Below are 26,644 nucleotides of genomic sequence, written 5' to 3' on the forward strand. Positions count from 1 at the left end.
TGAGACACCCGGGTCGGGAGTGGGTTGTGACTGCACGAGCACCGTACGACCAGCGGAACATCGTCGACAGCAGTGTTTCGGAACCGGATGCCTCAGCCGATCAGGCTCTGCGCACGTATGTTCTGGACACCTCGGTCCTGTTGAGCGACCCGCGGGCGTTCTTCCGTTTCGCCGAGCATTCGGTCGTGATCCCGGTCGTCGTGATCACCGAGCTCGAGGGCAAACGCCACGATCCCGAGATCGGCTACTTCGCACGGCAAGCGCTGCGGCATCTCGACGAACTCCGTATCGAGCACGGCCGGCTGGACTTCCCCGTTCCGGTCGGCACCGACGGCACCCTGCGCGTGGAGTTGAACAACACCGACCCCTCGGTCCTGCCCTCGGGGATGCGCCTCGGCGACAATGACAGTCGCATCCTGGCCGTGGCCATGAACATCGCCCGTGACGGCGCCGAGGTCACCGTCGTGTCGAAGGATCTTCCGATGCGCGTGAAGGCCTCCTCGCTGGGGCTGTCGGCGGAGGAGTACCTCGCGGAACAGGCGATGGACTCCGGCTGGACGGGCATCGCCTCGATCGACGTGTCCGGCGACGACCTCAGCGACCTCTACGAGGCCGAGGTGGCCGTGAGCGAGGACGTCCGCGGCCTCCCGGTGAACACCGGCCTCATCATCCACTCCGAGCGCGGATCGGCGCTCGGCCGCGTCACCGGCGACGGGGAGTTCCGTCTGGTCCGCGGCGACCGCGACGCCTTCGGTCTGCACGGGCGCTCGGCTGAGCAGCGCATCGCCATCGACCTGCTGCTCGATCCCGACGTGGGCATCGTGTCGCTCGGGGGTCGGGCGGGTACCGGCAAGTCGGCGCTCGCGTTGTGCGCGGCCCTCGAGGCGGTGCTGGAGCGGCAGCAGCAGAAGAAGATCATCGTGTTCCGCCCGCTGTTCGCGGTCGGGGGACAGGAGTTGGGCTACCTCCCCGGCGATCAGGCCGAGAAGATGAACCCGTGGGGTCAGGCGGTGTTCGACACGCTCGGTTCCGTGGTGTCGGGGAACGTCCTCGAAGAGGTGCTCGCGCGAGGCCTCCTCGAAGTGCTCCCGCTGACGCACATCCGCGGGCGCTCGCTGCACGACGCGTTCGTCATCGTCGACGAGGCGCAGTCGCTCGAACGCAACGTCCTCCTGACCGTGCTCAGCCGCATCGGACAGAACTCCCGCGTCGTTCTCACCCACGACGTCGGACAGCGTGACAACCTGCGGGTGGGACGCCACGACGGGGTCGCATCGGTCATCGAGACGCTCAAGGGGCACGCGCTGTTCGGGCACGTCACGCTCACGCGCTCCGAGCGCTCGGCGATCGCCGCGCTCGTGACCGACCTGTTGGAGGCCGGCGAGCTCTCCTGAGGTCGACTCGATGAGGGGCCGGGATGCCAGGCATCCCGGCCCCTTCTCTCTGCCCGGGCGCTCATGAGAGCTTTCTCATCTCCAGCTTCTTCGCATCTCACGTGCAGCGGCCACGATGGAGTCATCGGCGAGGGAGACCTCGTCTCCGCCTCGGCGGTTCCCCCCATAAATGAATAAGAGGTCGGCTCATCGAGCAGGTCACCGGCGTTTCGGGTACGACGGAAGACCGCCGCAGTCGATCTCCCCAGCCCCCGGTTCCCCCCACCGGGGGCTTTTGGGTTTCCGGGGGGCTACTCCCAGCGGTAACCGGCGCCGCGCACCGTCACGATGCGTGCCGCGCCGAACTTCGCGCGAAGGTACCGCACGTACACGTCCACGACGTTCGAGCCGGGATCGAAGTCCAAGCCCCAGACGCGGCTGAGGAGCTGTTCTCGGCTCAGCACCTGGCCGGCATGCCGCACGAACTCCTCCGCGAGGGCGAACTCGCGAGCGCTGAGGTCGATCTCGCGTCCTCCGACCGTCGCCCGACGGCTGAGCACGTCGAGCGAGACCTCGCCGTGCGAGACGGTGATGCTCCCCAGCGTGACCGGCTCGCGCAGCCGGGATCGCACGCGCGCCAGCAGCTCATCGAACTTGAACGGCTTGGCCACATAGTCGTTCGCTCCGGCATCCAGGCCGTCGACGGTGTCGCGTGTGCTGGTGCGGGCCGTCAGCATGATGACCGGCAGGGACGAGCCCTGACCGCGCAGGCTGCGCAGCACCTCGAAGCCGTCCATGGTCGGTAAGCCCACGTCGAGCAGGACGAGATCGACGTCGCCCGTCAGGGCGGTCTCCAAGGCGTCTGCGCCGTCGTCGACGATCAGGGTCTGATACCCGGCGGACACCAGTCCTTTCGCCACGAACGCCGAGATGCGCTCTTCGTCTTCGGCGATGAGGATGCGGGTCATCCGGTGGCCTCTCTCTGCAGCACCACGTCGCCGGCACGAACCGGCGTCGGCAGGTCGGTGGGAGCGTGCGCGCCGCCCAGGGGAACGTGCAACGTGAAGGTCGCGCCGCCTCCGGGGGTGTCCGTGATCGCGCAGTGTCCGTCGTGCGCCTTGGCGATGGCATCCACGATCGACAGTCCCAGTCCGGAGCCATCGATCCCTCGCCGAGTGGACACGCGATCGAACCGCCGGAACACCCGGTGTCGCGCGGCCGGAGGGATGCCGGGACCGTGATCGCGCACCCACAGGCTGGCCGTCGTTCCGTCGGTGGAGCTGCCGATCTCGATGGGGCTGCCCGCGGGCGTGTACTTGGCGGCATTGTCGGCCAACTGCAACCACGCCTGCACGAGGCGGTCGTGGTCGCCGACGATCCGGCCGCGTCCCCGGGCCTCCACCGTCCACGTGTGCTCGGGGATCGCGGCGACCATCTCCGCCACTCGGTCGGTGAGGGCCGAGACATCGACGACCCCCGTCGACAAGGACCCGGCCTCCACCGCCGCGAGCGCGTCGATGTCGTCGACGAGACGCGAGAGCCGGTCGAGTTCGGCGATGCCGAGGTCGCGTGTCTCGATGACGTCGTGGGGGTCGGCGGGGTCCATGGTCTCGAGGTGTCCTCGCACGATCGTGATCGGCGTCTTGAGCTCGTGCCGGACATCGTCGAGCAGCTGACGCTGCGCCTCGACCGACATCGCCAGACGGTCGAGCATCGAGTTCACCGACGCGGTGAGCCCTGCGATCTCGTCGTCGCCGTCGGTGGTGAATCGAGTGCCGAGATCGGCGATCGTGATCGCGTCGGTGGTGTCGCGCAGCTTGCGCAGCGGCGAGAACAGCCGCCCGGTGACGAACCAACCCGCCACCGCGACCGCGAGAAGGACGATCGTGCCGGCGATCGCGTAGGTCGTGGTGGACAGGGTGACCAGCTCCCGACGCTGATCCATCGAGATGGCCTGCACGACAGCGGTATCGCCGTCCACGACGGCCGCGAACCGCAACGGGCCGATGGCACTGGGGAGCTCGCCCCGAGTGTCACCGCTCTCCAGGGCGTCGGTGAGACCGTCGAGGAACGTCTCGTCACCGGACAGAGCGAGACCGGGAGGGGCGGGAGTTGTCGCGACCACGGTGCCGTCGCGAAGCGCCAGGGTCCCATCCGTTCGCCCCGGTACGGCCGCCGCGACCAGCGCGACGGCATCCTGCTCGCTGGAGGCGACGGTCGACACGAACCCGTCGAGTTGTCGCTCGGCGTTGGCGGTCGCGCGTTCGCTCTGCACGAAGAACGTCACGCCGCCCGTGATGATCAACCCGAGCAGGACGACGCCGAGGATCGCCGCGAGGAGCCGTACGCGCGCCGACACTGCTCTCGTGCGGCGGCTCATCCTCTGATTATGGCGCTCCTCGGCGTCGTGCCGGTGCGCGTCAGCCCGGGTGGGTCATCGACAGCAGATCGAGCTTGGCGTCGAGCACCTCTTCGGTGATCTCGCCGCGCTCGACGTAGCCGAGGTCGATGACGGCCTCGCGGACCGTGATGCCCTTGGCAACCGAGTGCTTGGCGATCTTCGCGGCGGCTTCGTAACCGATGACCTTGTTCAGCGGCGTGACGATCGACGGCGACATGCCGGCGAACGCCTCGGCGCGGGCGACGTTGGCCTCCAGACCGTCGATGGTCTTGTCGGCCAGGACGCGCATGGCGTTGGAGAGCAGACGGATCGACTCCAGCAGCGCCGTCCCCATGACGGGGATCGCGACGTTCAACTCGAACGACCCGGAGGCGCCGGCCCAGGCGACGGTGGCGTCATTGCCGATGACGCGGGCGCAGACCATGAGTGTGGCTTCGGGGACGACCGGGTTGACCTTTCCCGGCATGATCGACGAACCCGGCTGCAGGTCGGGGATGTGCAGTTCTCCGAGGCCCGTGTTGGGACCGGAGCCCATCCAGCGGATGTCGTTGTTGATCTTCGTCAGCGACACCGCGATCGTCCGCAGGGCGCCGGATGCCTCGACCAGACCGTCGCGGTTGGCCTGAGCCTCGAAGTGGTCCTTCGCCTCGGTGATCGGCAGTTCGGTCTCGGCGGCGAGCAGCTCGATGACTTTCTGCGGGAAGCCGAGCGGCGTGTTGATCCCCGTTCCGACGGCCGTCCCCCCGAGGGGCACTTCGCCCACGCGGGGGAGGACGGCCTGAACACGCTCGATCCCGAGACGCATCTGGCGCGCGTACCCGCCGAATTCCTGGCCGAGCGTGACCGGGGTGGCATCCATGAGGTGGGTGCGCCCGGACTTGACGATGCCCTTCCATGCCTCGGCCTTGGCCTCGAGCGCGACGGACAGGTGGTCGAGCGCGGGGATCAGGTCGTCGATGAGAGCCTGCGTGACGGCGATGTGCACGGAGGTGGGGAAGACGTCGTTGGACGACTGCGAGGCGTTGACGTGATCGTTGGGGTGCACGGTCTCGCCGAGAATTCGGGTGGCGAGGGTGGCGAGCACCTCGTTCATGTTCATGTTCGACGAGGTGCCGCTGCCGGTCTGGTAAGTGTCGACTGGGAAGTGCGCGTCGTGCGCACCGGTGATCACTTCGTCGGCCGCCTGCGCGATCGCGTCGGCGATACGCGGGTCGAGCGTGCCGAGGTCTTTGTTCGCCTGCGCGGCGGCCTTCTTGATGCGGGCGAGCGCCGCGATCTGCGTCGATTCCAGCCCCGAGCCCGAGATGGGGAAGTTCTCGACCGCGCGCTGCGTCTGCGCGGCGTAGAGGGCGTCTTTCGGCACCCGCACCTCACCCATGGTGTCGTGCTCGATGCGGTACTCGATGTCGGTCACGTCGTCGTTCCTCCAGATCGTTGTGGTGCGTTGTCAGGCGGCGCGGGACTCGTCCACGTCGCCGACGCTCACGACGGGGACGGCTTCCCCGTCGTCGAGTCGGTAGTTGGCGCCCACGACCGCGACCCGGCCATCGGCGACGGCCTCGCTGATCAGTTCGGAGGCGCGCAGCAGGTCTGCCACCGTGTGGCGCAGGTGCTCGCGGCCCACCAGCTCGGGGTCGATGCGCTCGGGGGTGTGCCCCGCCTCGGCTTCGCTCCGCTGGACGCGACGGACCGCGGGAACGATGGGGGCGATCTGTCGCCAGATGTAGGCGGGAAGCGTGGGAGCGTCGACGCCGGTGCTGTCGATCGCTGCCCCGACCGCGCCGCAGGCGTCGTGCGCGAGCACCACGATGAGCGGGACCTCGAGCACGCCCACGGCGTACTCGAGGCTGCCGATCACCGAGTCGGAGATCACCTGACCGGCGTTGCGGACGACGAAGAGATCACCGAGTCCCTGATCGAAGATGATCTCGGCCGCGAGGCGGGAGTCGGAGCATCCGAACAAGGCGGCGTTCGGACGCTGGTAGCTGGCGAGTTCGGTGCGGCGTTCGACGTCCTGGCGCGGGTGCGCAGGCTCACCGGACACGAAACGCCGATTGCCCTCGAGCATCTGGTTCCATACAGCGCGCGGGGTCATGCGATCGTTCACGAAATCTCTCTCAGTTCTTTCACCTGCGCGGTGACGGACGCTGCCGCGATGGCCGTGGTTTCGGGGCTCGCGTCTCCGTAGATCAACACCTGATCGGGTCCGGCCGGGGTCGAGAGCGCGTAGGTGATGTTGCCGGCTCGTTCGGGATCGCTGGGTTCGTAGACATCCCACGCGATCCCGTCGATCTCGATGGAGTCCGTGCGCGGGGCGCCGCCGAGCACCTGCGCGACCCACTCCTCCCCGGTATCGAGTCCCTGCGCGACGCGCACGAAACCGGACTCGCCGGAGCGGACGTACACCATGGTCCACGCCTCGATGCCGCCCTGTCCTTCGGTGGCCGCCTGATTGACGCGCCATCCGTCGGGCAGCTGAGGGGAGAGGGCGGGCCGACCGAGGTCGTCGGACAGGTCCGCCGCGAGAGCGGGGACATCGGGCTCGGGGCGCGGGGCCGGTGTGCCTCGCGGAACGGCAGCGATGACGACGAGAACGACGGCGACCGTCACCAGCAGCGCAGCCAGGAGATTGCGGAAGGTCTTGCTCGAGCGGTATCGGCGGGAGGACTCGGCCTTGCGGGCCGCCGTCTCTTCCGGAGTCTCGGGGCGGCCGAGCTCGGCGACGACGCGACCCATCAGGATTCCTCGCCCTCGCCGCGAGCGGCATCGAGCCGGCGTTTCGCCCCGAGCAGCCACTCTTCGCAGCGAGCGGACAGCTGCTCGCCGCGCTCCCAGAGCGCCAGCGACTCCTCCAACGTGGGCGCGCCCTGCTCGAGTTCGGCGACCACGCGGACGAGTTCGTCGCGGGCCTGCTCGAAGGACAGGGACGCGACGTCGGCGGAGGGGCCGGAGGGCGTCGCGGTCATGGCATCCATTCTAGGCGTGACCGGCGGGCGGGCCGCCGACGGAGGGGGAGTCATCGGGCGTGATCGCACCCGTGGAGGAGGCGCCGAAGGCCCCTTCGGCGACGGTGACCACCACACGCGAGCCGGCGGGCGCCTGCGCGGCGTCGCGAACGATGCCCCCACCCTCCACCTGAGCGATGGCGTAGCCGCGCGCGAGCGTGGCCTCGGGTGAGAGCGCGCGCAGCGAGGCCCGCAGCTCCCGCGTCCGGCGATCCTCGGCCTGCAGACGTCGGTCCACGACGTCGCGACCGCGGGTCGACAGCATCCACACGTCCTGGGCGCGCGCGGTCAGCATCGTGTGCGGGGTGCGCAACGCCGGCCGCGAACGCAGCTGCTCCAGCTGGGCGATATCGTGAAGCACGCGCTGCGTGAGCCGACCGGTCAGGCGAGCCCGCAGCTGCGCCACCACCGCACGCTGCTCGCTGACGTCCGGCACTACGCGCTTGGCGGCATCCGTCGGCGTGGACGCGCGGACGTCGGCGACATCGTCGAGGAGAGGGCGGTCGTTCTCGTGTCCGATGGCGCTCACGATCGGAGTGGATGCCGCCGCCACGGCGCGCACGAGGCGCTCGTCGCTGAACCCCAGCAGCGTCTGCGGATCGCCGCCGCCGCGCGCGATGACGATGACATCGACCTCGGGGTCGGCATCCAGCGCCTTCAGCGCCGCGAGCGTCTCGGGGACGCACCGGTCACCCTGCACGGCGGCGTAGCGCGTGCGGAAGCGAACGTGCGGCCACCGCAGCTCGGCGTTGCGGTGCACGTCTTTCTCGGCGTCCGAGTTCTCGCCCGTGATGAGGCCGATGCAGTGCGGAAGGAAGGGCAACGGTTTCTTGCGGCGGGAGTCGAAAAGGCCCTCGGAGCGCAGCTGCACGCGCAGACGTTCGAGGCGCTCGAGCTGCTCACCGAGACCGACGTGACGCATCGCCGACACGGAGAAGGAGAAGTCGCCGGTGCGGGGGAAGTAGTCGGCCTTGACGCACGCGACGACATGGTCGCCGACTTCGAAGTCCTTCGGCAGTCGAGCGAGCGTGCTCGACCAGATGCGGAACGCGACGGTCGAATCGCTGCCCAGATCCTTCAGGCGCCCGAAGACGTTGCCGCCGCGTCGATTGAATGACGTGATCTCACCCTCGACCCACACCGAGCCCCACCGCTCGATGAACCCGCGGATGGTGTCGTTCAGCCGTGACACCGACGTGGGCGCATCGTTCCGCGACTCGCGCGGGTGCACGGAGTCGGCGGGGGGCGCCTGCCCCTCGACGGCTTCGGGTCGGAAGGAGGTCATGGTCTCTCGTCAGGTTCGATGGTGGGCGGTCGGCCGTCGTTCAGGGGCGCCCCGGTAGAATCGAGGGGTGAGCTCACCTGCCGTCCACCTGCCCGTTCCCCGAATCCCGGGTCGACGCGGGCGGCTCCAGGATATCCCGGTCCGCGGACAGAAGAAGGTGCTGCTCGCAGCACCACGCGGCTACTGCGCGGGTGTCGATCGGGCCGTCATCGCCGTCGAGAAGGCGCTCGAGCGCTACGGCGCGCCGGTGTACGTGCGCAAGCAGATCGTGCACAACATCCACGTCGTCACCGAGCTGGAGAAGAAGGGCGCGATCTTCGTCGAAGAGGTCGACGAGGTGCCCGAGGGCTCCCACGTCGTCTTCAGCGCGCACGGGGTGTCGCCCGCGGTGGTGTCCGCGGCATCCGACCGGCACCTGCAGGCGATCGATGCGACCTGTCCGCTCGTGACCAAGGTGCATCGCGAGGCCGTCCGATTCGCTCGCGACGACTTCGAGATCCTCCTGATCGGTCACGACGGACACGAGGAGGTCGAGGGCACCGCCGGCGAGGCGCCCGAACACGTCACCGTGGTGAACTCGCCCGAGCACGCCGACACGGTCGAGGTCCGCGATCCGTCCAAGGTCGTGTGGCTGTCGCAGACGACGCTCTCCGTGGACGAGACCATGGAGACCGTCCGCCGGTTGCGGCTGCGGTTCCCCGAGCTGCAGGATCCGCCGTCCGATGACATCTGCTACGCCACGCAGAACCGCCAGGTCGCGATCAAGAAGGTCGCGCGCGACGCCGACCTGGTGATCGTCGTCGGTTCGGCGAACTCGTCCAACAGCGTTCGCCTCGTCGAGGTCGCGCTCGAGCACGGCGCGAAGGCGGCCTATCGTGTCGACTACGTCGACGAGGTCCGTCAGGAGTGGCTCGAGGGCGTCGAGACGGTGGGTGTCACCAGCGGCGCGTCGGTACCCGAGGTACTCGTCACCGAAGTGCTCGAAGAGCTCGCCGGTGCCGGCTACCGCGACGTCGAAGAGGTTCGCACGGCCGAGGAAGACCTGATGTTCTCGCTCCCCAAGGAGCTGCGCCAGGATGCCTCCGGCAAGCGCGATCAGCGCGCCCTGGGTGGTCGGGGGCGCGCGTGAGCGACGGCGAGTCGCGCCCCCGTCCCCAGTACGGCGAGTACGCCACGCCCGAAGAGCAGCGCGCGCGGATCCAGCGTCCCGAGGTCACCGAGGCGCTCGAGGCGGGCGTCGCCCCGCCCGCCGAGCCGGCACCCGCCGCCGATTCCGCCCCCCGCGTCCGCGGTCCGCTCGCCGATCGGATCGCCACGTTCGTGCTGTTGGCCTACGGGCTCGTGTCGATCGTGTCGACGATCGTGCAGCTGCAGGACTTCCCCGGATATGCCGAACGCGCCGCTCAGATCCTCGGCGTCGATGCGACGTACACCGCGCTCTCCGCGGGTTACGTCTGGGGTGCCGCTGCCTCCGTGATCTACGGCGTCGGGTACGTTCTCACGGCGTGGCTCACGTGGCGTCGACTGCGTCGCGGCCGCATCGCGTTCTGGATCCCGCTCGTGGGATTCGTCGCCACGACGCTTCTGGCGGGCGTGTGCGTCACGATCGCCCTCACGGCCGACCCGGCCTTCCTCTCCGCCCTCACCGGCGTCGTCGCGAACTGAACCGTCGGGCGCGGCATCCCGTGTTCTCTTCGACGAGAGGAGGCCGGCGGTGGCGCGCAACGACCATGCCCAGTTGACCGCGCTGTACGACGCGCATGCCGCGCCGGTCTGGCGTTACGTCGTGAGTCTCACCGGCGACCATGCGGGAGCGGACGACGTCGTGCAGGAGACCCTGCTCCGGGCGTGGCGCACGCCGCGGGTCATGGCGGACGACCCGTCGCGGCTTCGGTCGTGGATGTTCACGGTCGCCCGCAATCTCGTCATCGACGAGGCTCGGAGTGCGCGTCGTCGCCATGAGCTGCCCGTGGACGAGCTCCCGGAGGCGCCGAGCGGAGACGACACGGATGCCATGTTCGACGCGCTCCTCGTGGAGGAGGCGCTGGCGACGCTGACGCCCGATCACCGCGCGGTCATCGTGGCCGCCTACTACGGCGGCCGCAGCGTCGCCCAGGCGGCGGAGGAGCTGGGGATCCCGGCCGGAACGGTGAAGTCCCGGCTGCACTACGCCGTACGCGCGCTGCGGCTCGCTCTGCAGGAACGGGGGGTGACCCGGTGAACCTCGAACACGAACGATTCGCGACGTGGGACGGCGCCTACGTCCTGGGCGCGCTGTCGGCCGCCGACCGCGGCGAGTTCGAGCGGCATCTCGAGGGATGCGTCCTGTGCCGATCCGCCGTGGCCGAACTCGCTCCCACCGCCGGGCTGCTGTCCCGACTCTCGGCCGAGCGGGCCGTGGCGATCGACGCGTCCGATCCGGTTCGGCGTGACCGACCGACCGACCCCGACCCCGCCCTTCGTGGCCGCTTCGTGCGCACGGCGCGCCGCCGTCGCCACCGGGCGGTCGCTCTGTGGGCCGGCGCCGCCGCTGCCGCCGCGCTGGTCATCGCGGTGCCGAGCGTCATCGCGCTCACGAGCGCACCGGCCGACATCGCCGGCACCGTCTACGCGCTCGACGACGTCGCCGGGGCGCCGTTGGAAGCGTCGGTGCGACTCACCCCCGTCGACTGGGGGACGCGTATCGATCTCGTCTGCGAGTACACCGGTGAGGTTCTGGACGCGCCCCCCGGCGGTTGGCCGTACGCTCTCGCCGTGACGGACGATGCCGGTGCGACCACGATGCTCTCGACCTGGCGCGCGGGGCCCGGCTCGACGACCGAGCTGAGCGCCGGGACGGACGTGGCGGCATCCCGGATCGACGCCATCGAGATCCGCACCGTCGACGGCGATCGCGTCGTCATGCGCCGGGAGTTCGACACCCCTTAGCATCGACGGATGCCAAGCCTCGTCGCCGTGTGCGCTGTCCATGCTCTTCGCCCCGATGCCGGGTCGGTCGGGGTGACCGCGATCGACAAGCGTGCCGTCGAGGGCGCCGTGCGTATTGGGCGCCTCGGCGTTCGTGCGGACGTTCAGGCGAGCCGGAAGCACCACGGTGGGCCCGACAAGGCCGTGTACGCCTACGCGCAGGACGACGCCGAGTTCTGGGAGCGCGAACTCGGTCGCGAGCTGGCCCCCGGCTGGTTCGGCGAGAACCTGCGACTGGAGGGCATCGATGTCAACGGCGCACGCATCGGCGAAGTGTGGCGCATCGGTGACAGCGTCGAAGTGGAGGTGACGATGCCGCGCACGCCCTGTGCGACGTTCGCCCGCTGGGTGGGTGGTGCCGCCGCTCGCGGGTGGGTCAAGCGGTTCTCGGATGAGGGCCGTCTCGGTGCATACCTGCGCGTTCGACGCGCCGGTGAGGTCCGCGCGGGCGATCCGGTGACAATCGTGTCGTCGCCCTCCGGCGCGCCCACGGTCCTGGAGATGTACCGCGCCTGAGCCGGCCGCGTGCGTCCTGCCCGCGGTGTCGCGTGTCCGTCTCGCGGAACCCGGATGCCGGACGCAAGAACGCCCCGGCCGGAGCCGGGGCGTTCCTGGCGGGGCTCAGCCCTGCGACTTGCCGAAGGAGCCGAGTTGCTTCGTGGCCTCGACCACGCGGACGGCCATCGCCGACTCGGCGATCTTGCCCCACGCGCGCGGGTCGTACTGCTTCTTGTTCCCGACCTCGCCGTCGACCTTGAGCACGCCGTCGTAGTTCGAGAACATGTACCCGGCGATCGAACGGGTGAAGGCGTACTGCGTGTCGGTGTCGATGTTCATCTTCACGACGCCGTTCGAGACGGCCAGCGCGATCTCCTCGTCGGTGGAGCCGCTGCCGCCGTGGAAGACCAGGTCGAGGGGCTTGGGGCCGGTGCCGAACTTGGCGGCGATCCCGTCCTGGATCTCGCCGAGCAGTTCGGGGCGCAGCTTCACGCCGCCGGGCTTGTACACGCCGTGCACGTTGCCGAACGTGAGGGCCGAGATGTAGCGACCGTTCTCGCCGAGGCCGAGGCGCTCGACGGCCTTCGTCACATCGGCGACCGTGGTGTACAGCGCTTCGTTGGAGCCCTCGTGCGCGACGCCGTCCTCCTCGCCGCCGACGACGCCCACCTCGATCTCGAGGATTGCGTTGATGTTCTTCATGCGGGGGAGGAGCTCGGCGGCGATGTCGATGTTCTCGTCGAGCGGCACGGCCGACCCGTCCCACATGTGCGACTGGAAGATGGGGTTGCGTCCCGCCTTGACCTCTTCCTCGGAGGCCTCCAGCAGGGGGAGAACGAATCCGGGCAGGGCGTCCTTCGGGCAGTGGTCGGTGTGAAGGGCCACGGTGATGGGGTAGTTCTTGGCGACCTCGGTGACGTACTTCGCGAACGCGAGCGCACCCGTCGCGCGGGCCTTGACGGTGTGGCCGGCGAAGTAGTCGGCGCCACCGGTGGTGACCTGAAGGATGCCGTCGGAGCCGGCCTCGGTCAGGCCCTGGAGCACGGCGTTGATGGTCTGCGAGCTCGAGACGTTGATCGCGGGGTACGCGAAGCTGCCGGCCTTCGCGCGGTCCAGCATGTCGGCGTACTGGTCAGGGGTGGCGACGGGCATGGAGGTGCTCCTTGGTCGTGACGGGGACATCGTCACTCTAGCGAAGGCCGTCGTTCGTGACGCCGCGAGAGCGCGAGGATCATGTCCGTTCTCGCGTGGCGTTAAGAATGCCGTTTCCTTCGGCCGAAAGCGGAGCAAAACCCTCGAATGTCACACGTGCGGCGCATACAGTGGGCCGCATGGTGAGCCTGACGTCCGACATGAGTCCTTTGCATCCCGATCGGAACCTGGCTCTCGAGCTGGTGAGGGCGACCGAAGCCGCCTCGATCCGCGCGGTCCCTTTCATCGGTCGTGGCGACAAGGAGGCCGCGGACGGCGCGGCGGTCGACGCGATGCGAGCCTTCTTCAGCACGGTCAACTTCGACGGCACGATCGTGATCGGCGAGGGCGAGAAGGACAACGCTCCGATGCTCTTCAACGGTGAACGCGTGGGCAGCGGCCGCGGTCCCCGGTGCGATGTCGCGGTCGACCCGATCGACGGGACATCACTCACGGCGGCCGGGCGACAGAACGCCCTGTCGGTGATCGCGGTCTCCGACCACGGCACGATGCTCGATGCGTCCAGCGTGTTCTACATGGACAAGCTCGTCACCGGCCCCGCCGGGGTCGGCGTGGTCGACATCCGCCTGCCGATCGGTGAGAACATCCGTCTGCTGGCCAAGTCGCTCGGCAAGCCCGTCGACGAGATCGTCGTGTCGGTGCTCAACCGGCCGCGTCATGAGAAGCTCATCGCCGAGATCCGTGAGGCCGGCGCCGGCACGCGCCTCATGAGCGACGGTGATGTGGCCGGTGGCATCAACGCCGCCCGTCACAACGCACGGACCGACATGTGTGTCGGTATCGGCGGGAGCCCCGAGGGCATCGTCACCGCGTGCGCCATCAAGGCGCTCGGCGGGCACATCCAGGGCGTCCTCGCGCCGCGTGACGACGAAGAGAAGCAGAAGGGCATCGACGCCGGCCTGAAGGTCGGCGGCGAGGTGTACGAGGCCGACGACCTCGTCCGCGGGAAGAACACGATCTTCGTGGCCACCGGCGTCACCGACGGGCAACTGGTGCAGGGCGTGCGCCGCGAGGGCGACTTCGTGTACACCGAGAGCGTCGTGCTGCGTGGCGCGTCCGGCACGCTGCGCCGCATCTCGTCGGAACACCTCACGTCGAAGTGGCTCTGACCGCTCGCTGACCCCCTCGCTGCGCGGGGCCGACGGATCGGTTCCCCGAGACTTCATCGCGCCGACCACCGCGCCGCAGCTCGCGGGGCGGATGCCGGCGCGATGGAGTCCTGTGGAGAGGAAGCCGGCGTGCAGGTACAGCCGGGCGTGTCGTTGCGCAAGCGTGACTGCCGCGGAGAGGGCGGTCTGGCAGAATTGGCAACGGTGTCAACGGCGACGCTGCGTTCTTCCGAGACCCGAAGGGGGATCGTCCATGGCAGCTCCGACGAACTCGACCGCACCTCAGACAGGTGCCCAGGCGGTCATCGCCAGCGCCGTTGACCCCGCGCGCCGTCCCGATGTGCTTCTTCGTAAGCGCCGCGACGAGGGCCACGAGATCAGCGCGTGGTGGATGGTCGGTGCCTTCGTCGCCGTCTCGGCGGCCGTGGTGAGCCTGCTCAGCTGGGTTCCGGGCGGCTCTTGATCGGCGCTCACTCCTACTCGTCCTGAGGGAGGCCCGCTCGCGCGCGGACGGCGCCGAGATCGGCGTGGGTCACACCGCCGTCGTCGTCTCTGACGCTCGTCTGGTCTTCGCCCTGGCTCGGGATCAGTTCCGGTGCCGTCCAGCGGCGCGGTGCTGTTTCGATGGCCGACGGCGCCGCCACGGCATCCAGCTTCGTGTCGTCGATGCCGGGGAACTTGCGCGCCGTGACGAGAACGCGCGACTCGAGCGACCCGGCGAACTTGTTGTAGCTGTCGACGGTCCGCTCCAGCGCTCGACGCAGGTCGCTCGCGTGGGTCGCGAGCACGCCGACGCGTTCGTACAGTTCGGTGCCGAGCGCGAAGAGCGAGCGAGCTTCGTCGGAGACGTCTTGCTGCGTCCAAGTGAAGGCCACGGTCTTCAGTACCGCCCAGAGATTGACGGGCGAGGCCAGTGCCACCCGTCGTGTGAAGGCGTACTCGAGCAGGGTCGGGTCGTCGTTGAGCGCGGCCGACAACAGCGACTCGCTCGGCAGGAAGCAGATGACGAACTCGGGGCTGGTCGACAGCCCGGCCCAGTACGTCTTCCGTGCCAGGGCGTCAACGTGCGCACGGACCGCCTTCGTGTGCTTCGTCATCAGAACCGATCGGCGTGCGCCCTCGTCGCCGGCGGCCGTCACCGGGATCGCGCTGGCCTGCAGATAGGCGTCGAGCGGGACCTTGGCATCCACCGCGAGGGCCTTGCCGCCCGGAAGCCGGACGACCATGTCGGGGCGTCCGGCGCCGGCGTCCGACGAGATCGACGACTGCAGGTCGAAGTCGACGTACCGCGTGAGGCCCGCGGCCTCGACCACGCGGCGCAGCTGGGTCTCGCCCCACACGCCGCGGGTGCTGCCCGAACGCATGGCCGAGGCCAGCGCTTCGGTGGTCGCTCGCAGCGCCTCGTCGGCCTCGCGGGAGAGGCGCAACTGCTCGCCGAGCGCGGAGTACTGTTCGACACGGTCGCGTTCGAGGCCATCGACCTTGCGCTGCATCGCGTCGAGCGTCTCGCGCACGGGGTCGAGCGCGCGCAGGACCGTCTGCTCGCGGCGCTCGCGCTCTTCGCGCGCCGCCTGCTCGGCCCGGGTCTGCCCCACCAGGTCGCGGTAGAGCGTGGTCTGGTGCTCGAGCTGGGCCTGGAGGCCGGCCTTCGCCGCGTCGGCCGCGGCCACGCGCGCCCCGAGCTCGGCCCGGTCGGATGCGGCGCGCGACGTCGCCCGCGCGGACCCGAGGAACCAGCCCGCACCGGCTCCGATGGCGAGGGCGAGGATCGCGACGATCGGGGCGATGGCATCCATGAGCTCAGTGTGCCGCAGGCCTCCGACATCGCCCGGATGCGCGCGGGGATCAGGCGACGGCGCGCTCGAGCCGGGGCTCGACCGCGATCTGCGACACGCGCACGCCGAGATGGTCGGCGAGGGAGAAGACGTCGTCCGCACCGGCGCGTCGGGCGCAGTCGATCGTGATCTCGGCGCACGCGACGGCGTCGGCCAGAGCGTCGTGGTGCGCGAAGGGCGAGCAGCCCGCTTCGGCGGCGACGAGGGGCAGGCGGTAGGAGTCGAGCGTGTAGGTCTTGCGCGACACCTGAACACTGCACAGGTAGCGGTACGGCGGGCACTCGTCACCCGTCGCCGCGCAGGCTCGGCGCAGCACCGACATGTCGAAGCCGGCGTTGTGGGCCACGAGCACGTCGGCGCCCGCGAAGGCGGTCAGGCGCGCCAGCTGCGTGCTCCAGTCCGGTGCGTCGACGACATCGGCGGGACGGATGCCATGGATGCCCACGTTGATCGCGGCGAACTGATCGTGCCCGGCCGGCGGTTTGATAAGCCACGCCGCGGTGGCGACCACGCGACCGTCTCGCACGCGGGCGAGACCGACAGCGCACGCGGAGGCGCCGCTGGAATTCGCCGTTTCGAAGTCGATCGCGGTGAAGTCCAGAGCCACGGTCCCACCTTCCGACGCCGTGGCGTCCGCGGCGGGGAGGCGCGCCGGGAACGCGCGCGAGCGCCGCGCGGTGTCGAGAAGTGCGACGCCCCCGCGTGGTATCCCGGGCCTGCGCGTAGGGTCGACGCATGACGGAACGCCAGAAGTCGACCTCGTTCGGACAGGCGGCCGCAGCCTACGAGTCGGGGAGGCCGGAGTACCCCGCCGAGGCGGTGGCGTGGATGCTCGCCCCCGTCCGCGAGCCCGGTCGCGCCCTGCGCGTCGCCGACGTCGGCGCGGGCACCGGAAAGCTCACGCGCGCGGTCGTCGAGATCGGTGCCGACGTGGTCGCGATCGATCCGGATGCCGCGATGCTGGCGTCGCTGCGCGAGAACGTCCGTGGCGTCCCGACGTTCGCGGGGACCGCCGAGCGTCTGCCGCTTCCAGACTCGGCTCTCGACGCGGTCGTCATGGGGCAGGCGTGGCACTGGGTGGACCCGGATGCCGGCTCGCGCGAGATCGCTCGGGTCCTGCGCGTCGGGGGTGTGCTGGGGCTCGTGTGGAACATCCGCGACGAGCGTGTCGATTGGGTGCACCGGCTGACGGCGGCGATGGGAGCGTCGAACGCCGAGCGGCTCATCTCCGCCGGTGGCCCGCACGTCGCGGCACCGCTGGCGGACCTCGAGCATCGCTCCTGGTCGTGGAGCCGTCGCATCACCCTCGCGCAGCTGCGCGACCTCGTCTTCTCGCGCAGCGACACCATCACGGCAACGCCGGAGCAGCGCGCGCGCATCGATGCCGAGGTCGACGGGGTCGTGGCATCCGTCCCCGGACTCGCCGACGGGGGAGCGGTCGACCTGCCCTACGTCACCCACGCCTTCCGCGCCCGGCGTCCCTGACGCCGTGGGGGCACCGCGGGCCGGGTAACCTGGACTCCCGTGGCTCTTACCATCGGAATCGTCGGCCTTCCCAACGTCGGAAAGTCGACCCTCTTCAACGCTCTGACCAAGAATCAGGTGCTCGCGGCGAACTACCCGTTCGCCACCATCGAGCCCAACGTCGGGGTCGTGAACCTTCCCGATGCGCGGCTCACGAAGCTCGCCGACGTGTTCGGCAGCGAGCGCATCGTGCCCGCCGCGGTGTCGTTCGTCGACATCGCCGGCATCGTCCGCGGCGCGAGCGAGGGCGAGGGCCTCGGCAACCAGTTCCTCGCCAACATCCGTGAGGCGGATGCCATCGCCCAGGTCGTCCGCGGATTCGCCGACGACGATGTGGTCCACGTCGATGGGCAGGTGAACCCGGCCAGCGACATGGAGACGATCAACGCCGAGCTGCAGCTCGCCGACCTCCAGACGCTGGAGAAGGCGATCACGCGGTACGAGAAAGAGGTCAAGGGCAAGAAGCTCGACCCCTCGGTGCTGGATGCCGCGAAGGCCGCGCAGGACGCGCTGCAGCGCGGGCAGTTGCTCTCGGCATCCGGTCTCGACCTGTCGCCGATCCGCGAACTCGGGCTCCTCACCGCGAAGCCCTTCATCTTCGTCTTCAACGTCGACGAGGCCGTCCTCACCGACCAGGCCCGCAAGGACGAGCTCGCCGCGCTCGTCGCTCCCGCGAAGGCCGTGTTCTTGGATGCCAAGATCGAGTCCGAGCTGATCGACCTCGACCCCGACGATGCCGCCGAGCTGCTGGCGTCCACCGGCCAGGACGAGTCGGGCCTCGACCAGCTCGCCCGCATCGGCTTCGACACGCTGGGGCTGCAGACTTACCTGACCGCCGGGCCCAAGGAAGCACGTGCCTGGACGATCGGCAAGGGCTGGAAGGCTCCGCAGGCGGCCGGTGTCATCCACACCGACTTCGAGAAGGGCTTCATCAAGGCCGAGGTCATCTCGTTCGCCGACCTCATCGAGCTCGGCTCGGTCGCCGAGGCCCGCGCGAAGGGCAAGGCGCGCCTCGAGGGCAAGGACTACGTCATGCAGGACGGCGACGTGGTGGAGTTCCGCCACAGTTAGGCATCTGATGCTCATCGTGATCTCTGGGCTGCCTGGCGTGGGGAAGACGACCGTCGCCGACCTCGTCGGTGCTCGCCTCGGTGCGGTGCGTCTGTCCATCGACCCGGTCGAGGATGCCCTGCTCGGGGCGGGGTTCCCGCAAGGGTGGGAAACAGGTGTCGCCGCCTACGAAGCGGTTCGCGCGATGGCCGAACTGAATCTGCGCACTGGTCGGACTGTCGTGGTGGATGCTGTCAATGACAGCGAGCCAGCCCGTGACACCTGGCGTCGAGCAGCCGACTCAGCGGACGCGGAACTGTGCTCGGTCGTATTGACAATGAGCGACACCATCGGCCATGCGTCGCGACTCCGTGAACGTGATCGAGGCTTCACGCATGTCACTGAGCCGACCTGGACCGAGGTTGCCGGGCGGGAGGTCGCGCCGTGGGTTGATACCCTCCGGACGATCGATGTGTCGGGGATGAGCGGGGAGCAGGTCGCGGCAGATGTCGAACGATACGTCGTGGAGTTCCGCTTCAACAACTGAGCGGAGGCCGGCCGGCCGAGGGTCTTTCCTTCGGGATGGAGTAGCGCCCGTGTGCGAGCGATGGCGCGTCGGCGGCGACGGCATCGACGCGCCTCAACCTCAGATTGCCTCGATCACTCCGCTGCAGGTCGCGTGACGGGCGCGTCTGCACCGCGCCCGCGGATCAGCCGAGCTCGCCCGGATGCGTCAGCCGCCACCACAGGCTGGGTTCTTCGATAACGCCCGAGATGGCCACCTCGGCTGAGGTGGTGTGGGGGCCCGCGGTCCAGGTGACCGTGCCGACCGTCTCACCGTCGGCATAGGTCTCGGGCGTGCGGACGTCGAGCGTCGCGGTCACGGGGGTGTCGGACCATGTCATCAGCGACGCACCCCGCGCGAGGATGATGTCGGCGCGCGAGCCCCACGCCGTCGTGATCTCGCCGATCGGTGCGCCGACGCTCCCGACCGGCACCTCGTGGAACCCCGCCCGGATGCTCTGCAGCAGCGTCACGACGTCCTGATCGGTGCTGTCGTGCGTCGTGCCGCCCAAGCGCACACCGGTGATCCTGAGGGGCGCACCGATGCCCACGTCGAGATCCGAGGTGAACAGAAGATTGAAGCTGCCCTCGCCCAGGTTCCCGGTCTTGAGCCCGTCGATCCCCTCCACGCCCAGCAGGCCGTTGGTGTTCGTCACCGTGCCGGGTCCGGCGGGCACCGAGATCGACGACGTGCCCGTGATCGCCGCGACCACGGGATTCGCCGCCGCGATCTTGCCGAGCGCGAGGAGGTCGCTCGGCGTGCTCGTGTTCCGTTCGTCGATGCCGGTGGCGTCCATGATCCGTGTCGAGGAGAGTCCGTTCGCGTCCAGCCACGATCGAGCCGCGTTCACGTACGCGCTCTCGGAACCGAAGCCCCACCGCGCGACCGCGACGGCATAGTTGCTCGCCGACGGCAGCAGCATGGTGGCGAGTGCGTCGTGCAGCGACACCTGTGCGCCCTCGGGCATCCTCGCGATCGTCACGCCGCGGACGTAGAACTCGTCGTACAGGTCGGCGTCGGCTTCCCCGAACGTCAGGGTGGGGCCGGGGTCGTCAGGGCTCGCGAGTGGATGCCGGTCCAGCACGACGAGCGCGGTGACGAGCTTCGCGATGCTCGCGATCGGCCGCGGCTCGTCACCGCCCGAGGACACCCAGGCGCCGGAAGCATCCGGGCCCAGGTAGGCCTCCCCGCCGGAGACGCTGACGAGCATCGATCCGGTGGTCGGCAATCGGATCGCTGCCGGCTCGGATGCGGGGACCGCGGGCGGCTCCGAAGTGACCACGGGAACCCCCAGCGGTGCGGCCGAGGCCCACCACACGTATCCGCCCCCGGCGCCGAGAGTCGCGAGCACGAGCACGAGGAACACGATCAGCGCGATCTTGCCGGCCCTGCCCGAACCGGATGCCGCGGGCGCGTCGTCGAGCAGATCCGCGAATGTCGTCAGATCGTCGACCCGCTGTGCTTCCCCCATTGCGATTCCCCCTCGCGCTCTTCGAACCTAACCTCCCCGGGTGCGGAGCGGAAACGGTGTGCGCCTCCGGGGCCGGTGGTCACACCCGCTCGGCGAAGACGACCCGGTTGTCGAGATAGGAGCCGGCGCCGCGGTCGAAGATCCCTCCGCACGTGATCACGCGCAGCTCGTCGCGCGCCGTTGCGCCGAAAACGCGGGCCGTGGGGAATTGCGCCTTCGGGTAGTCGGCGGTCTCGGTCACGCGATAGGCGTGGACGCGTCCGGCCGCGTCGTGCACCTCGACGACGTCACCGACGGACACGTCCTCGAGGTATCGGAAGACGGCGGGGCCGGTGGGGGAGTCCACGTGCGCCGCGATCACGGTGGGCCCGGTTCCGCCCGGTCTTCCGCCGCCCGTGAACCAACCGACCTCGTCGTAGTCGACGGGCACCTCCATGGCTCCGTCTTCGGCGAGGCCCAACTCGATGAGCGGCTCGTCGAGCCCGAGACCCGGGATGACGACGCGCGCGGGATCGGCGATCGCTGTCGAGTGACCTTTCTCGAGGAGTGGGGTCTGCGAGGGGGCGGGCGCCGGCGCGGTGATGGTCGGCGCGAAGCCGGAGGTGGTCGGCGCGGTCCCGGCAGCCGTCGGCGCGACGGCGCATCCCGCGGAGACCCACACCGCTGCGAGCGTGAGCGCGCACGCGGCGCGCCGCGGTCGCCCGGCGGGGGCGTTCCGCTGCGCGCCGCGCGGCGTGGGGATCACTGTGCCGCGGACCCGCGACGACGGTGGATCATCAGGGCGGCGCCCGCAATGACACCCGCACCGGCGACAGCGGCGGAGACGACGAGGGGAGCGGCGTCGGTATCGGCGGCGCCGCCCGCGCCGGTGTCGACGCCGCCGACCGGGATGGCCGTCAGCTGGCCGCGTACGACCCCCGCGGGAGACATCACGGTGTGGGAGTCTCCGGTGAAGCCGGCCGGGTTCGCCTCGATCTGGGCGAGGGTGAAGCCGTCGCCGGTGTCGACGCCGTCGGCCTGGACACCGGTGGTGAAGGGGCCCTCAAGGCAGCCCGACGATTCGCGCGGGCCGTCGCCGACGGGGGCCGGGTTGGGGAAGGCGATACGCGGCGGCCCGGGCTTGCCGACGGCCGCTTCGTGGATGTGCGTCGCTGTCTTCGCCGGGCTCTGGTAATCGCCGCTCACGCCCTCCAGTCGGATGTCGTAGCAGATGATGTCGAGGTCGGAGTTGATGCGGAACGTGAAAGTCCCCGTCGCTCCGTCCTGGCCGGGCGCGGGCACCCCGTCGTTGTTGATCACCTGGTCGGGGGTGGCCATGACGGTGAACGCGCTCGTGAACTCCGACGGTTCGGCGACCTCTGTCTCGGCGTGCGCCGGGGCGGCGATCCCCAGAAGCGCGATGCCCGCGACGGCACCTATCGTCAGGGGGCGGGCATATACCTTCTTCGTCATCGTCGTGCCTTTCGATCGGGACGCTCGTCGTCCGGTTGCGGGGTGTACGTCGCCGGTGGCCGGTGCGTTCATCGAGACGGGAAGCTTCGCGATGAACGTTTCGGAGCTCGTCGACGTATTCCTCGGCGAGTCCAACGGCATCGCGACCGTTAGCCTCGGGGAGGACGGTCACCGATGGTCGGTCGACGGGCGGCTTCCGCCGCGGAACGCGAGGAGGCACCCATGCGCGCGCCTCGGCGACGGGCGGTCGCGTTCGACGTGCGGCGTGCATTCGAGGAGCATGGCGGCGCGCTTCTCGGCTACGCGGTCAACGCCCTGCGTGACCGGCCCCTGGCCGAGGACTGCGTGCAGGAGACCTTCCTGCGTGCGTGGCGTGCGCGAGACCGGTTCGACCCGGAGCAGGCGTCGGAGCGCACGTGGCTCTTCTCTATCGCGCGCAACGTCATCGTCGACGCCCTGCGTACGCGGGCACGCCTTCCGCTCATCGGCGACGACGCGGAACTCGAGAGCCGTGCCACCGACGCCATCGACCCGCTGGAGCGCCTGCGCATGCTCGAGGCCCTCGCTGTCCTGAGCGAGGCCCACCGCACAGCGGTCGTCGCCGTCCATCTTCACGGTCGGAGTTATCAGGAGCTCTCGGATGCCACGGGTGTCCCCGTCTCCACCTGGCGTACGCGCACGTTCCATGCGCTCCGCGCCCTCCGCACGCACTTCGAAGGAAGGGAGGAGCCGGATGCGCGCTCCCGATGACCGATGGGCCGAACTCGTCGCCGCTGCCCTGGCGGGAGAACTGACCCGCGCCGAGGCGGAGGAGTTCGACGAACTGCGTCGCGGCCACCCGCGACGCGCCGACGAATACGCCGGCCTGCAGGAGGTCGCACGTCGCCTCCGCCAGGGCGACGTCACGTGGATCGCCCCGCGCGACACCGCCGACCTGGGCGAGCGGATCATGGCATCCATCGATCGCGAGGATGCCGCAGCGGCGGTCCCGGCGCCCGGCACCCCGGCCGTGGTTCCCCGCCGCCGACGGCCCTGGATCGCCCCCGTTTCGGCCGCGGCGTGTCTGGTGGTCGGTGTCATCGTGGGGGTGAACGGAGCAGAACTCCTTCGCCCCTCCGCACCCTCGGGACCGCCCGGAACCCTCGGAGCTGTCGAAAGCATCGTCGTGGACGACGACGTCGCCGAGGTCGACGTCGACGCGCAGCTCGTGGCGCACACGTGGGGGACCGAGGCCTACCTGCAGGCCACCGGACTCGATGTGGGAGCGACCTACGAGCTGGTGTTCGTGGGCGCGGACGGCGGAGAGTTCTCGGCCGGCGAGGTGCTCGGTTCCGAGGTGCCGATCGTGTGCCGGATGAACGCAGCCGTGCTGAGGGCGGACACCGTCCGCATGGAGCTGCGCGACACCGAGGATGCCGTGGTCGCGCACGCGGATCTTCCGGGCGTGTGATCCAGGGGGCACCGTGCCTCACGGCGAGCGGTAGGTCAAGCCCCCCGACGGCAACGAGGGCGTCGACCTACCGTGGAGGACATCGGGAGATACCCGGATACCACGCGGGAGGAGCCGACATGGGACTCGACGACAAGATCAAGAACGCCGCTGAAAACCTCACCGGAAAGGCGAAGGAAGCCGCCGGCAAGACGACGGACAACGAGCGCCTCGAGGCCGAGGGACACGCCGACCAGAGCAAGGCCAACGTCAAGCAGGCCGGCGAGAACGTCAAGGACGCCTTCAAGTAAGTCGCCCTCCCCGAATGCCCCGGCCGTCCTGGTCGGGGCATTCCTGTTCTCCGGACGGGGCGATGACCAAACCGGCCGATCCTCACCGGGATAATGGCGACATGACCGCTGCTGTTCCCACCGAGACCCCCACGCTGGTCTCGGGTACCCCCGTCGTCCTCCGCGCCCACGGCTACGAAGCCGCCGTCGCGAGCGTCGGCGCCTCTCTCCGCTCGCTGACCTTCGAGGGGCGCGACCTTGTCGTCCCCTTCGACGAGGACGAACTGCGTCCCGCCTACCGGGGGACCACGCTCGCGCCGTGGCCGAACCGCATCGTGGATGGCATCCACCGCTTCGACGGACGCGAGCACCAGCTCCCTCTCACCGAGCCCAACCGAGGGCACGCGCTCCACGGCCTGCTGTCATGGGCGCACTGGAACGTCCGCGACGTGTCGGACGATGCGGTCACCCTGACGGCGACGCTCCCCGCACAAGCGGGATACCCGTGGTGGCTCGTCGTGTCGACGACGTACCGGCTGGATGCCGACGGCCTCACCCAGACGGTGCGGGCGACCAACCTCGCCGACACCCCCGCACCGTGGGGTACCGGCCCGCACCCGTACCTGGTCGCAGGCCCCGCCGCTCTCGACGAGTGGACGCTCAGCCTCCCGGCCGACACCGTGCTCGAGGTGACGCCCGACCGCCTGTCGCCGGTGGCGCTGGCATCCGTCACGGTCGATGCGGCGCGCTTCGACTTCCGCGATGCGCGAGAGATCGGTGCCGTCGAGATCGACCACGCCTACACCGGACTGATCTGGGATGCCGACGGCCGGGCGACCGTCACGGTCACCGACCCGTCGGGCACGGGTGTGGCGATGAGCTGGGCGGGGGAGTGCGCGTGGGTGCAGATCCACACGGCGGATCAGCCCACCGGGCCGGGTACGCCCGGGCATCGCGCGGGGCTCGCGGTGGAGCCGATGACGTGCGCGCCGGACGCGTTCAACGACGACGCCTACGACTTCGACACCGGTGTGGTCTCGCTCGACCCCGGCGCCTCGCACGAGGCCGGATGGACCATCTCGGCCCGCTGAGCCCGCACACGGAACCGCCCCGATCGATGTGATCGGGGCGGTTCTGCGTGGTGTGTCAGACGACCTGCGCGCCGCACATGCCGCAATCGCCTCCGGCGGAGACTTCGACGAAGCAGTCGGGGCACATCGCCCGCGTGGGACGGTCGGTGACCGGCACCGGCTTGGGCGAGGCCGTACGGCGCTCCGCACGCGGGGCGGACGCGCGCTTCTTCAGCTCGATCGGCGCGGCCGGCGCGGGTGCCGGAGCCGGCTTGTGCTCCGCGCAGTAGAACCGGACGAAGCCGCCGTGGTGCTTGGGATGACGGTGCTTCACCGCCCACAGCTGCGTGCGGTCGAACAGCTCTCCGTCTGCACCGCACCCGACGCAGCGGGTGGGTTCACCGGGGACGACATCGGCGACGACGACGGGAACGTCGAAGGCGATGGCATCCCGCCAGTCCGAGGACGAGACGATCTTCATGGGGGACCCTTCTTCGGCGGTTCGGGCCGCCTCACCCACAACGGTACGCGTCCGCCGTGGGGTGCGGGGACGGATATCCGTCCACAGGGGGATGGACACCGGGTGCGGGCCCCCCGATAGGTTGGGAGGAATTCCCCCGCGTCGCCTCGGGCGGCGCCCATCGAAGGAGAAGCATGGAAATCGCCGCTCTGGGGGCGATCGGTCTCGTCGTCGTCATCGCTCTCGTCGTCGTCATCGTGGTCGTCCTGATCGTCGCGGGCCTGATCCGCGGCTGGTATCGCGTCGCGAAGGCCGATGAAGCCCTGGTCATCGTCGGTAAGCGCCAGAAGGCCGCCGACGGGAACTCGTCTCGCATCACCGTCATCACCGGTGGCGGCGCCATCGTCAACCCGCTCACGCAGCGGGGCGAGATGATCTCGCTGCGCGCCCGTCAGATCAAGATGGAGCCGACCGCGCAGTCCTCCAACGGCGTCACCGTGAACGTCAGCGGTGTGGCCCTGGTGAAGATCGGCTCGGATCCCGAATCCGTGCGTCGCGCGGCCGAACGTTTCGCCTCGCAGGACAAAGCGATCGAGCAGTTCACCACCGAGCAGCTCGAGGGTGCGCTGCGCGGTGTCGTGGCGACGCTCACCGTCGAGGAACTCATGCGTGACCGGCAGCGGCTGTCGGACCAGATCGCCGAGGGCATCAAGGGCGACCTGTCGTCGCAGGGGCTGATCCTCGACTCGTTCCAGATCCAGGGCGTCACCGACAGCAACGGCTACATCTCCGCTCTCGGTGCCACCGAGGTCGAGCGCGTCAAGCGCGAGGCCGAAGTCGCACGCATCAACGCGGTGCGAGAGATCCGCGCGCGGCAGATCGCCACCGACGAAGCCAACCTCATCGAGCAGACCGCGCTCGACAAGAACAGCGCCGCCGCGAAGGCCGAGGTCGGTCGCGCCAACGCCGAGGCGGAGCAGGCCGAGGCGCTCACGCGCGCCGAGCGTCGGCAGGCGGTCCTCCAGCAGGAGGCGCAGAACACGCAGGCCCGCCTCGAGTCCGAGGTCGCCCGCGTCGCCGACGCCGACCTCTACCAGCGGCAGAAGGAGGCCGACGCCGAGGCCTACGCGCAGATCAAGGCGGCGCAGGCCCGCGCACAGATCGCCGAGCAGGAAGCCGCCGCGGTACGCGTGCGTGCCGAGGCCGATGCGCAGGCCGTGCGCCTGGCCGGTGAGGCCCGCGCCGAAGCGATCCGCGCCGAGGCCGAGGCGCTGTCGCACAACCAGGAGGCCCTGCTCGCGCAGCGGGCGCTGGAGGCGCTCGTGCCGATGATGGCCGAGTTCGCAAAGGGCTACGACCGCGTCGGCAACGTCACGGTGCTCGGTGGAGAAGGCGCCAGCGGCCACCTCGCGGCCGAATCGGCGACGGGTCTGCGCTCGTCCTTCGAGGCGGTGCGTGCGGCGACCGGTATCGACCTGACCGCCATCATCCAGGGCCGCGCCGTGGCCGATGCGTTCGCCGATGCGTCGCGCCGACCTACGGAGCCGGCTTCCGCGGCTTCGGACCGCTCCGCGCCGGTGACGCCGCCCACTCCGGCCGCGTCGGCGACGCGGCCGACGGCCCCCGAGCCGCAGGACTGACAGGGCCG

30 protein-coding genes are annotated in these 26,644 nt (G+C 69.8%); 16 read left to right on the forward strand and 14 right to left on the reverse strand.

All coding sequences use genetic code 11. The annotated features are described in order from the left end of the window. Positions 1-59 precede the first annotated feature (59 nt). Positions 60-1,394 carry a PhoH family protein gene (locus MHY30_RS00345; RefSeq protein WP_239274755.1) on the forward strand — a complete coding sequence of 445 codons (1,335 nt, stop codon included), beginning with the start codon at positions 60-62 and terminating at the stop codon, positions 1,392-1,394. A gap of 290 nt (positions 1,395-1,684) precedes the next feature. Here MHY30_RS00345 and MHY30_RS00350 read toward each other — a convergent pair whose 3' ends face one another. From MHY30_RS00350 to xseA, 7 genes are read right to left on the reverse strand one after another with little or no spacing between them, the layout of a single operon-like run. Then, a complete protein-coding gene (locus MHY30_RS00350; RefSeq protein ID WP_239273068.1) occupies positions 1,685-2,341 on the reverse strand; it encodes a response regulator transcription factor in 657 nt (218 codons plus the stop codon). After that, a complete protein-coding gene (locus MHY30_RS00355; RefSeq protein ID WP_239273078.1) occupies positions 2,338-3,753 on the reverse strand; it encodes a HAMP domain-containing sensor histidine kinase in 1,416 nt (471 codons plus the stop codon). Before MHY30_RS00355 ends, MHY30_RS00350 begins: the two co-directional genes overlap by 4 nt. A 40-nt stretch (positions 3,754-3,793) precedes the next feature. Continuing rightward, a complete protein-coding gene (locus tag MHY30_RS00360) occupies positions 3,794-5,188 on the reverse strand; it encodes a class II fumarate hydratase (protein ID WP_239273089.1) in 1,395 nt (464 codons plus the stop codon). A 33-nt stretch (positions 5,189-5,221) separates the two neighbouring features. Next, positions 5,222-5,869 (reverse strand): carbonic anhydrase, encoded by a 648-nt coding sequence (locus MHY30_RS00365; protein ID WP_239273105.1) that lies wholly within the window; start codon positions 5,867-5,869, stop codon positions 5,222-5,224. Between the two features lie 8 nt (positions 5,870-5,877). Further along, positions 5,878-6,510, reverse strand: coding sequence for a DUF4245 family protein (locus MHY30_RS00370; RefSeq protein WP_239273123.1), 633 nt, complete (start codon positions 6,508-6,510; stop codon positions 5,878-5,880). Continuing rightward, positions 6,510-6,749: an exodeoxyribonuclease VII small subunit gene (locus MHY30_RS00375; protein WP_036328293.1), complete on the reverse strand. Its 240-nt coding sequence runs from the start codon at positions 6,747-6,749 to the stop codon at positions 6,510-6,512. The genes MHY30_RS00370 and MHY30_RS00375 overlap by 1 nt, the downstream gene beginning before the upstream one ends. A gap of 1 nt (position 6,750) precedes the next feature. Further along, on the reverse strand, positions 6,751-8,064 hold the full coding sequence (xseA, locus tag MHY30_RS00380; protein ID WP_239273132.1) for an exodeoxyribonuclease VII large subunit: 1,314 nt from the start codon (positions 8,062-8,064) through the stop codon (positions 6,751-6,753). A 67-nt stretch (positions 8,065-8,131) separates the two neighbouring features. On the opposite strand from xseA, the gene MHY30_RS00385 reads away from it, so the two are divergent. From MHY30_RS00385 to MHY30_RS00405, 5 genes are read left to right on the forward strand one after another with little or no spacing between them, the layout of a single operon-like run. Next, positions 8,132-9,193, forward strand: coding sequence for a 4-hydroxy-3-methylbut-2-enyl diphosphate reductase (locus MHY30_RS00385; protein ID WP_239273142.1), 1,062 nt, complete (start codon positions 8,132-8,134; stop codon positions 9,191-9,193). Further along, positions 9,190-9,729 (forward strand): DUF6264 family protein, encoded by a 540-nt coding sequence (locus tag MHY30_RS00390; protein WP_239273151.1) that lies wholly within the window; start codon positions 9,190-9,192, stop codon positions 9,727-9,729. The genes MHY30_RS00385 and MHY30_RS00390 overlap by 4 nt, the downstream gene beginning before the upstream one ends. 49 nt (positions 9,730-9,778) lie before the next feature. After that, positions 9,779-10,285 carry a sigma-70 family RNA polymerase sigma factor gene (locus tag MHY30_RS00395; RefSeq protein WP_239273160.1) on the forward strand — a complete coding sequence of 169 codons (507 nt, stop codon included), beginning with the start codon at positions 9,779-9,781 and terminating at the stop codon, positions 10,283-10,285. Beyond that, entirely contained in the window at positions 10,282-10,992 is a 711-nt protein-coding gene (locus MHY30_RS00400; RefSeq protein ID WP_239273177.1) for an anti-sigma factor, read from the forward strand. Before MHY30_RS00395 ends, MHY30_RS00400 begins: the two co-directional genes overlap by 4 nt. A 9-nt stretch (positions 10,993-11,001) precedes the next feature. Further along, a complete protein-coding gene (locus MHY30_RS00405; RefSeq protein WP_239273179.1) occupies positions 11,002-11,547 on the forward strand; it encodes an MOSC domain-containing protein in 546 nt (181 codons plus the stop codon). 105 nt (positions 11,548-11,652) lie between these two features. Here MHY30_RS00405 and fbaA read toward each other — a convergent pair whose 3' ends face one another. After that, the gene (fbaA, locus tag MHY30_RS00410; RefSeq protein ID WP_239273191.1) at positions 11,653-12,681 is read right to left on the reverse strand and encodes a class II fructose-bisphosphate aldolase; all 1,029 of its coding nucleotides are present in this window, start codon (positions 12,679-12,681) and stop codon (positions 11,653-11,655) included. Positions 12,682-12,860: 179 nt separating this feature from the next. Between fbaA and glpX the strand changes: the two genes are divergently transcribed. Together glpX and MHY30_RS00420 are read left to right on the forward strand one after the other, a co-directional pair. Then, positions 12,861-13,850: a class II fructose-bisphosphatase gene (gene glpX, locus MHY30_RS00415; RefSeq protein WP_239273201.1), complete on the forward strand. Its 990-nt coding sequence runs from the start codon at positions 12,861-12,863 to the stop codon at positions 13,848-13,850. A 253-nt stretch (positions 13,851-14,103) separates the two neighbouring features. Further along, positions 14,104-14,313, forward strand: a complete 210-nt coding sequence (locus tag MHY30_RS00420) for a UDP-N-acetylmuramyl pentapeptide phosphotransferase (RefSeq protein WP_239273203.1) — start codon at positions 14,104-14,106, stop codon at positions 14,311-14,313. Positions 14,314-14,326: 13 nt separating this feature from the next. On the opposite strand, the gene MHY30_RS00425 is transcribed toward MHY30_RS00420, so the two are convergent. Both MHY30_RS00425 and MHY30_RS00430 read right to left on the reverse strand, forming a co-directional pair. Beyond that, positions 14,327-15,646 (reverse strand): DNA recombination protein RmuC, encoded by a 1,320-nt coding sequence (locus tag MHY30_RS00425; RefSeq protein ID WP_239273212.1) that lies wholly within the window; start codon positions 15,644-15,646, stop codon positions 14,327-14,329. Between the two features lie 49 nt (positions 15,647-15,695). Beyond that, positions 15,696-16,292, reverse strand: coding sequence for a 3'-5' exonuclease (locus tag MHY30_RS00430; RefSeq protein WP_239273214.1), 597 nt, complete (start codon positions 16,290-16,292; stop codon positions 15,696-15,698). A 128-nt stretch (positions 16,293-16,420) separates the two neighbouring features. Here MHY30_RS00430 and MHY30_RS00435 point away from each other — a divergent pair, with 128 nt between their 5' ends. Genes MHY30_RS00435 through MHY30_RS00445 form a run of 3 tightly spaced genes read left to right on the forward strand, consistent with a single transcriptional unit; the run spans position 16,421 to position 18,806 of the window. Further along, positions 16,421-17,170 carry a class I SAM-dependent methyltransferase gene (locus tag MHY30_RS00435; RefSeq protein ID WP_239273225.1) on the forward strand — a complete coding sequence of 250 codons (750 nt, stop codon included), beginning with the start codon at positions 16,421-16,423 and terminating at the stop codon, positions 17,168-17,170. A gap of 39 nt (positions 17,171-17,209) precedes the next feature. Then, positions 17,210-18,280, forward strand: coding sequence for a redox-regulated ATPase YchF (gene ychF, locus MHY30_RS00440; protein WP_239273236.1), 1,071 nt, complete (start codon positions 17,210-17,212; stop codon positions 18,278-18,280). 7 nt (positions 18,281-18,287) lie between these two features. After that, positions 18,288-18,806 (forward strand): AAA family ATPase, encoded by a 519-nt coding sequence (locus MHY30_RS00445; protein WP_239273245.1) that lies wholly within the window; start codon positions 18,288-18,290, stop codon positions 18,804-18,806. 163 nt (positions 18,807-18,969) lie between these two features. Here the strand turns inward: MHY30_RS00445 and MHY30_RS00450 are convergent, their stop codons facing one another. The 3 genes from MHY30_RS00450 to MHY30_RS00460 form a co-directional block, all read right to left on the reverse strand. Then, on the reverse strand, positions 18,970-20,295 hold the full coding sequence (locus MHY30_RS00450) for a D-alanyl-D-alanine carboxypeptidase (RefSeq protein ID WP_239273247.1): 1,326 nt from the start codon (positions 20,293-20,295) through the stop codon (positions 18,970-18,972). A gap of 79 nt (positions 20,296-20,374) precedes the next feature. Beyond that, on the reverse strand, positions 20,375-20,956 hold the full coding sequence (locus MHY30_RS00455) for a class F sortase (RefSeq protein WP_239273249.1): 582 nt from the start codon (positions 20,954-20,956) through the stop codon (positions 20,375-20,377). Positions 20,957-21,036: 80 nt separating this feature from the next. Next, positions 21,037-21,747 carry a CHRD domain-containing protein gene (locus tag MHY30_RS00460; protein WP_239273259.1) on the reverse strand — a complete coding sequence of 237 codons (711 nt, stop codon included), beginning with the start codon at positions 21,745-21,747 and terminating at the stop codon, positions 21,037-21,039. A 222-nt stretch (positions 21,748-21,969) separates the two neighbouring features. Between MHY30_RS00460 and MHY30_RS00465 the strand changes: the two genes are divergently transcribed. The 4 genes from MHY30_RS00465 to MHY30_RS00480 all read left to right on the forward strand — a co-directional run bounded on the left by MHY30_RS00465 (position 21,970) and on the right by MHY30_RS00480 (position 24,557). Then, entirely contained in the window at positions 21,970-22,497 is a 528-nt protein-coding gene (locus tag MHY30_RS00465) for a sigma-70 family RNA polymerase sigma factor (RefSeq protein WP_239273269.1), read from the forward strand. Next, a complete protein-coding gene (locus MHY30_RS00470) occupies positions 22,481-23,197 on the forward strand; it encodes a hypothetical protein (protein WP_239273271.1) in 717 nt (238 codons plus the stop codon). The genes MHY30_RS00465 and MHY30_RS00470 overlap by 17 nt, the downstream gene beginning before the upstream one ends. Positions 23,198-23,316: 119 nt before the next feature. Then, positions 23,317-23,487, forward strand: coding sequence for a CsbD family protein (locus MHY30_RS00475; RefSeq protein ID WP_228163496.1), 171 nt, complete (start codon positions 23,317-23,319; stop codon positions 23,485-23,487). A gap of 101 nt (positions 23,488-23,588) precedes the next feature. Next, positions 23,589-24,557, forward strand: a complete 969-nt coding sequence (locus MHY30_RS00480) for an aldose 1-epimerase family protein (protein WP_239273279.1) — start codon at positions 23,589-23,591, stop codon at positions 24,555-24,557. A 55-nt stretch (positions 24,558-24,612) separates the two neighbouring features. On the opposite strand, the gene MHY30_RS00485 is transcribed toward MHY30_RS00480, so the two are convergent. After that, the gene (locus MHY30_RS00485) at positions 24,613-25,017 is read right to left on the reverse strand and encodes a glucose-6-phosphate dehydrogenase (RefSeq protein WP_239273281.1); all 405 of its coding nucleotides are present in this window, start codon (positions 25,015-25,017) and stop codon (positions 24,613-24,615) included. Between the two features lie 173 nt (positions 25,018-25,190). On the opposite strand from MHY30_RS00485, the gene MHY30_RS00490 reads away from it, so the two are divergent. Then, on the forward strand, positions 25,191-26,636 hold the full coding sequence (locus tag MHY30_RS00490; protein WP_239273283.1) for a flotillin family protein: 1,446 nt from the start codon (positions 25,191-25,193) through the stop codon (positions 26,634-26,636). The last annotated feature ends 8 nt before the right edge of the window (positions 26,637-26,644 follow it).

Source organism: Microbacterium sp. ACRRU (assembly GCF_022346945.1).
Lineage (GTDB): Bacteria > Actinomycetota > Actinomycetes > Actinomycetales > Microbacteriaceae > Microbacterium > Microbacterium mcarthurae.

What these genes read in the sequence shown, in the direction of transcription:
- MHY30_RS00350 (WP_239273068.1), bottom strand. Translation starts at nt 2,341, where the DNA reads ATGACCCGCATCCTCATCGCCGAAGACGAAGAGCGCATCTCGGCGTTC.
- MHY30_RS00355 (WP_239273078.1), bottom strand. Translation starts at nt 3,753, where the DNA reads ATGAGCCGCCGCACGAGAGCAGTGTCGGCGCGCGTACGGCTCCTCGCG.
- MHY30_RS00365 (WP_239273105.1), bottom strand. Translation starts at nt 5,869, where the DNA reads ATGACCCCGCGCGCTGTATGGAACCAGATGCTCGAGGGCAATCGGCGT.
- MHY30_RS00370 (WP_239273123.1), bottom strand. Translation starts at nt 6,510, where the DNA reads ATGGGTCGCGTCGTCGCCGAGCTCGGCCGCCCCGAGACTCCGGAAGAG.
- MHY30_RS00375 (WP_036328293.1), bottom strand. Translation starts at nt 6,749, where the DNA reads ATGGATGCCATGACCGCGACGCCCTCCGGCCCCTCCGCCGACGTCGCG.
- xseA (WP_239273132.1), bottom strand. Translation starts at nt 8,064, where the DNA reads ATGACCTCCTTCCGACCCGAAGCCGTCGAGGGGCAGGCGCCCCCCGCC.
- MHY30_RS00405 (WP_239273179.1), top strand. Translation starts at nt 11,002, where the DNA reads ATGCCAAGCCTCGTCGCCGTGTGCGCTGTCCATGCTCTTCGCCCCGAT.
- fbaA (WP_239273191.1), bottom strand. Translation starts at nt 12,681, where the DNA reads ATGCCCGTCGCCACCCCTGACCAGTACGCCGACATGCTGGACCGCGCG.
- glpX (WP_239273201.1), top strand. Translation starts at nt 12,861, where the DNA reads ATGGTGAGCCTGACGTCCGACATGAGTCCTTTGCATCCCGATCGGAAC.
- MHY30_RS00420 (WP_239273203.1), top strand. Translation starts at nt 14,104, where the DNA reads ATGGCAGCTCCGACGAACTCGACCGCACCTCAGACAGGTGCCCAGGCG.
- MHY30_RS00425 (WP_239273212.1), bottom strand. Translation starts at nt 15,646, where the DNA reads ATGGATGCCATCGCCCCGATCGTCGCGATCCTCGCCCTCGCCATCGGA.
- MHY30_RS00435 (WP_239273225.1), top strand. Translation starts at nt 16,421, where the DNA reads ATGACGGAACGCCAGAAGTCGACCTCGTTCGGACAGGCGGCCGCAGCC.
- MHY30_RS00445 (WP_239273245.1), top strand. Translation starts at nt 18,288, where the DNA reads ATGCTCATCGTGATCTCTGGGCTGCCTGGCGTGGGGAAGACGACCGTC.
- MHY30_RS00450 (WP_239273247.1), bottom strand. Translation starts at nt 20,295, where the DNA reads ATGGGGGAAGCACAGCGGGTCGACGATCTGACGACATTCGCGGATCTG.
- MHY30_RS00460 (WP_239273259.1), bottom strand. Translation starts at nt 21,747, where the DNA reads ATGACGAAGAAGGTATATGCCCGCCCCCTGACGATAGGTGCCGTCGCG.
- MHY30_RS00465 (WP_239273269.1), top strand. Translation starts at nt 21,970, where the DNA reads ATGCGCGCGCCTCGGCGACGGGCGGTCGCGTTCGACGTGCGGCGTGCA.
- MHY30_RS00470 (WP_239273271.1), top strand. Translation starts at nt 22,481, where the DNA reads ATGCGCGCTCCCGATGACCGATGGGCCGAACTCGTCGCCGCTGCCCTG.
- MHY30_RS00475 (WP_228163496.1), top strand. Translation starts at nt 23,317, where the DNA reads ATGGGACTCGACGACAAGATCAAGAACGCCGCTGAAAACCTCACCGGA.
- MHY30_RS00480 (WP_239273279.1), top strand. Translation starts at nt 23,589, where the DNA reads ATGACCGCTGCTGTTCCCACCGAGACCCCCACGCTGGTCTCGGGTACC.
- MHY30_RS00485 (WP_239273281.1), bottom strand. Translation starts at nt 25,017, where the DNA reads ATGAAGATCGTCTCGTCCTCGGACTGGCGGGATGCCATCGCCTTCGAC.
- MHY30_RS00490 (WP_239273283.1), top strand. Translation starts at nt 25,191, where the DNA reads ATGGAAATCGCCGCTCTGGGGGCGATCGGTCTCGTCGTCGTCATCGCT.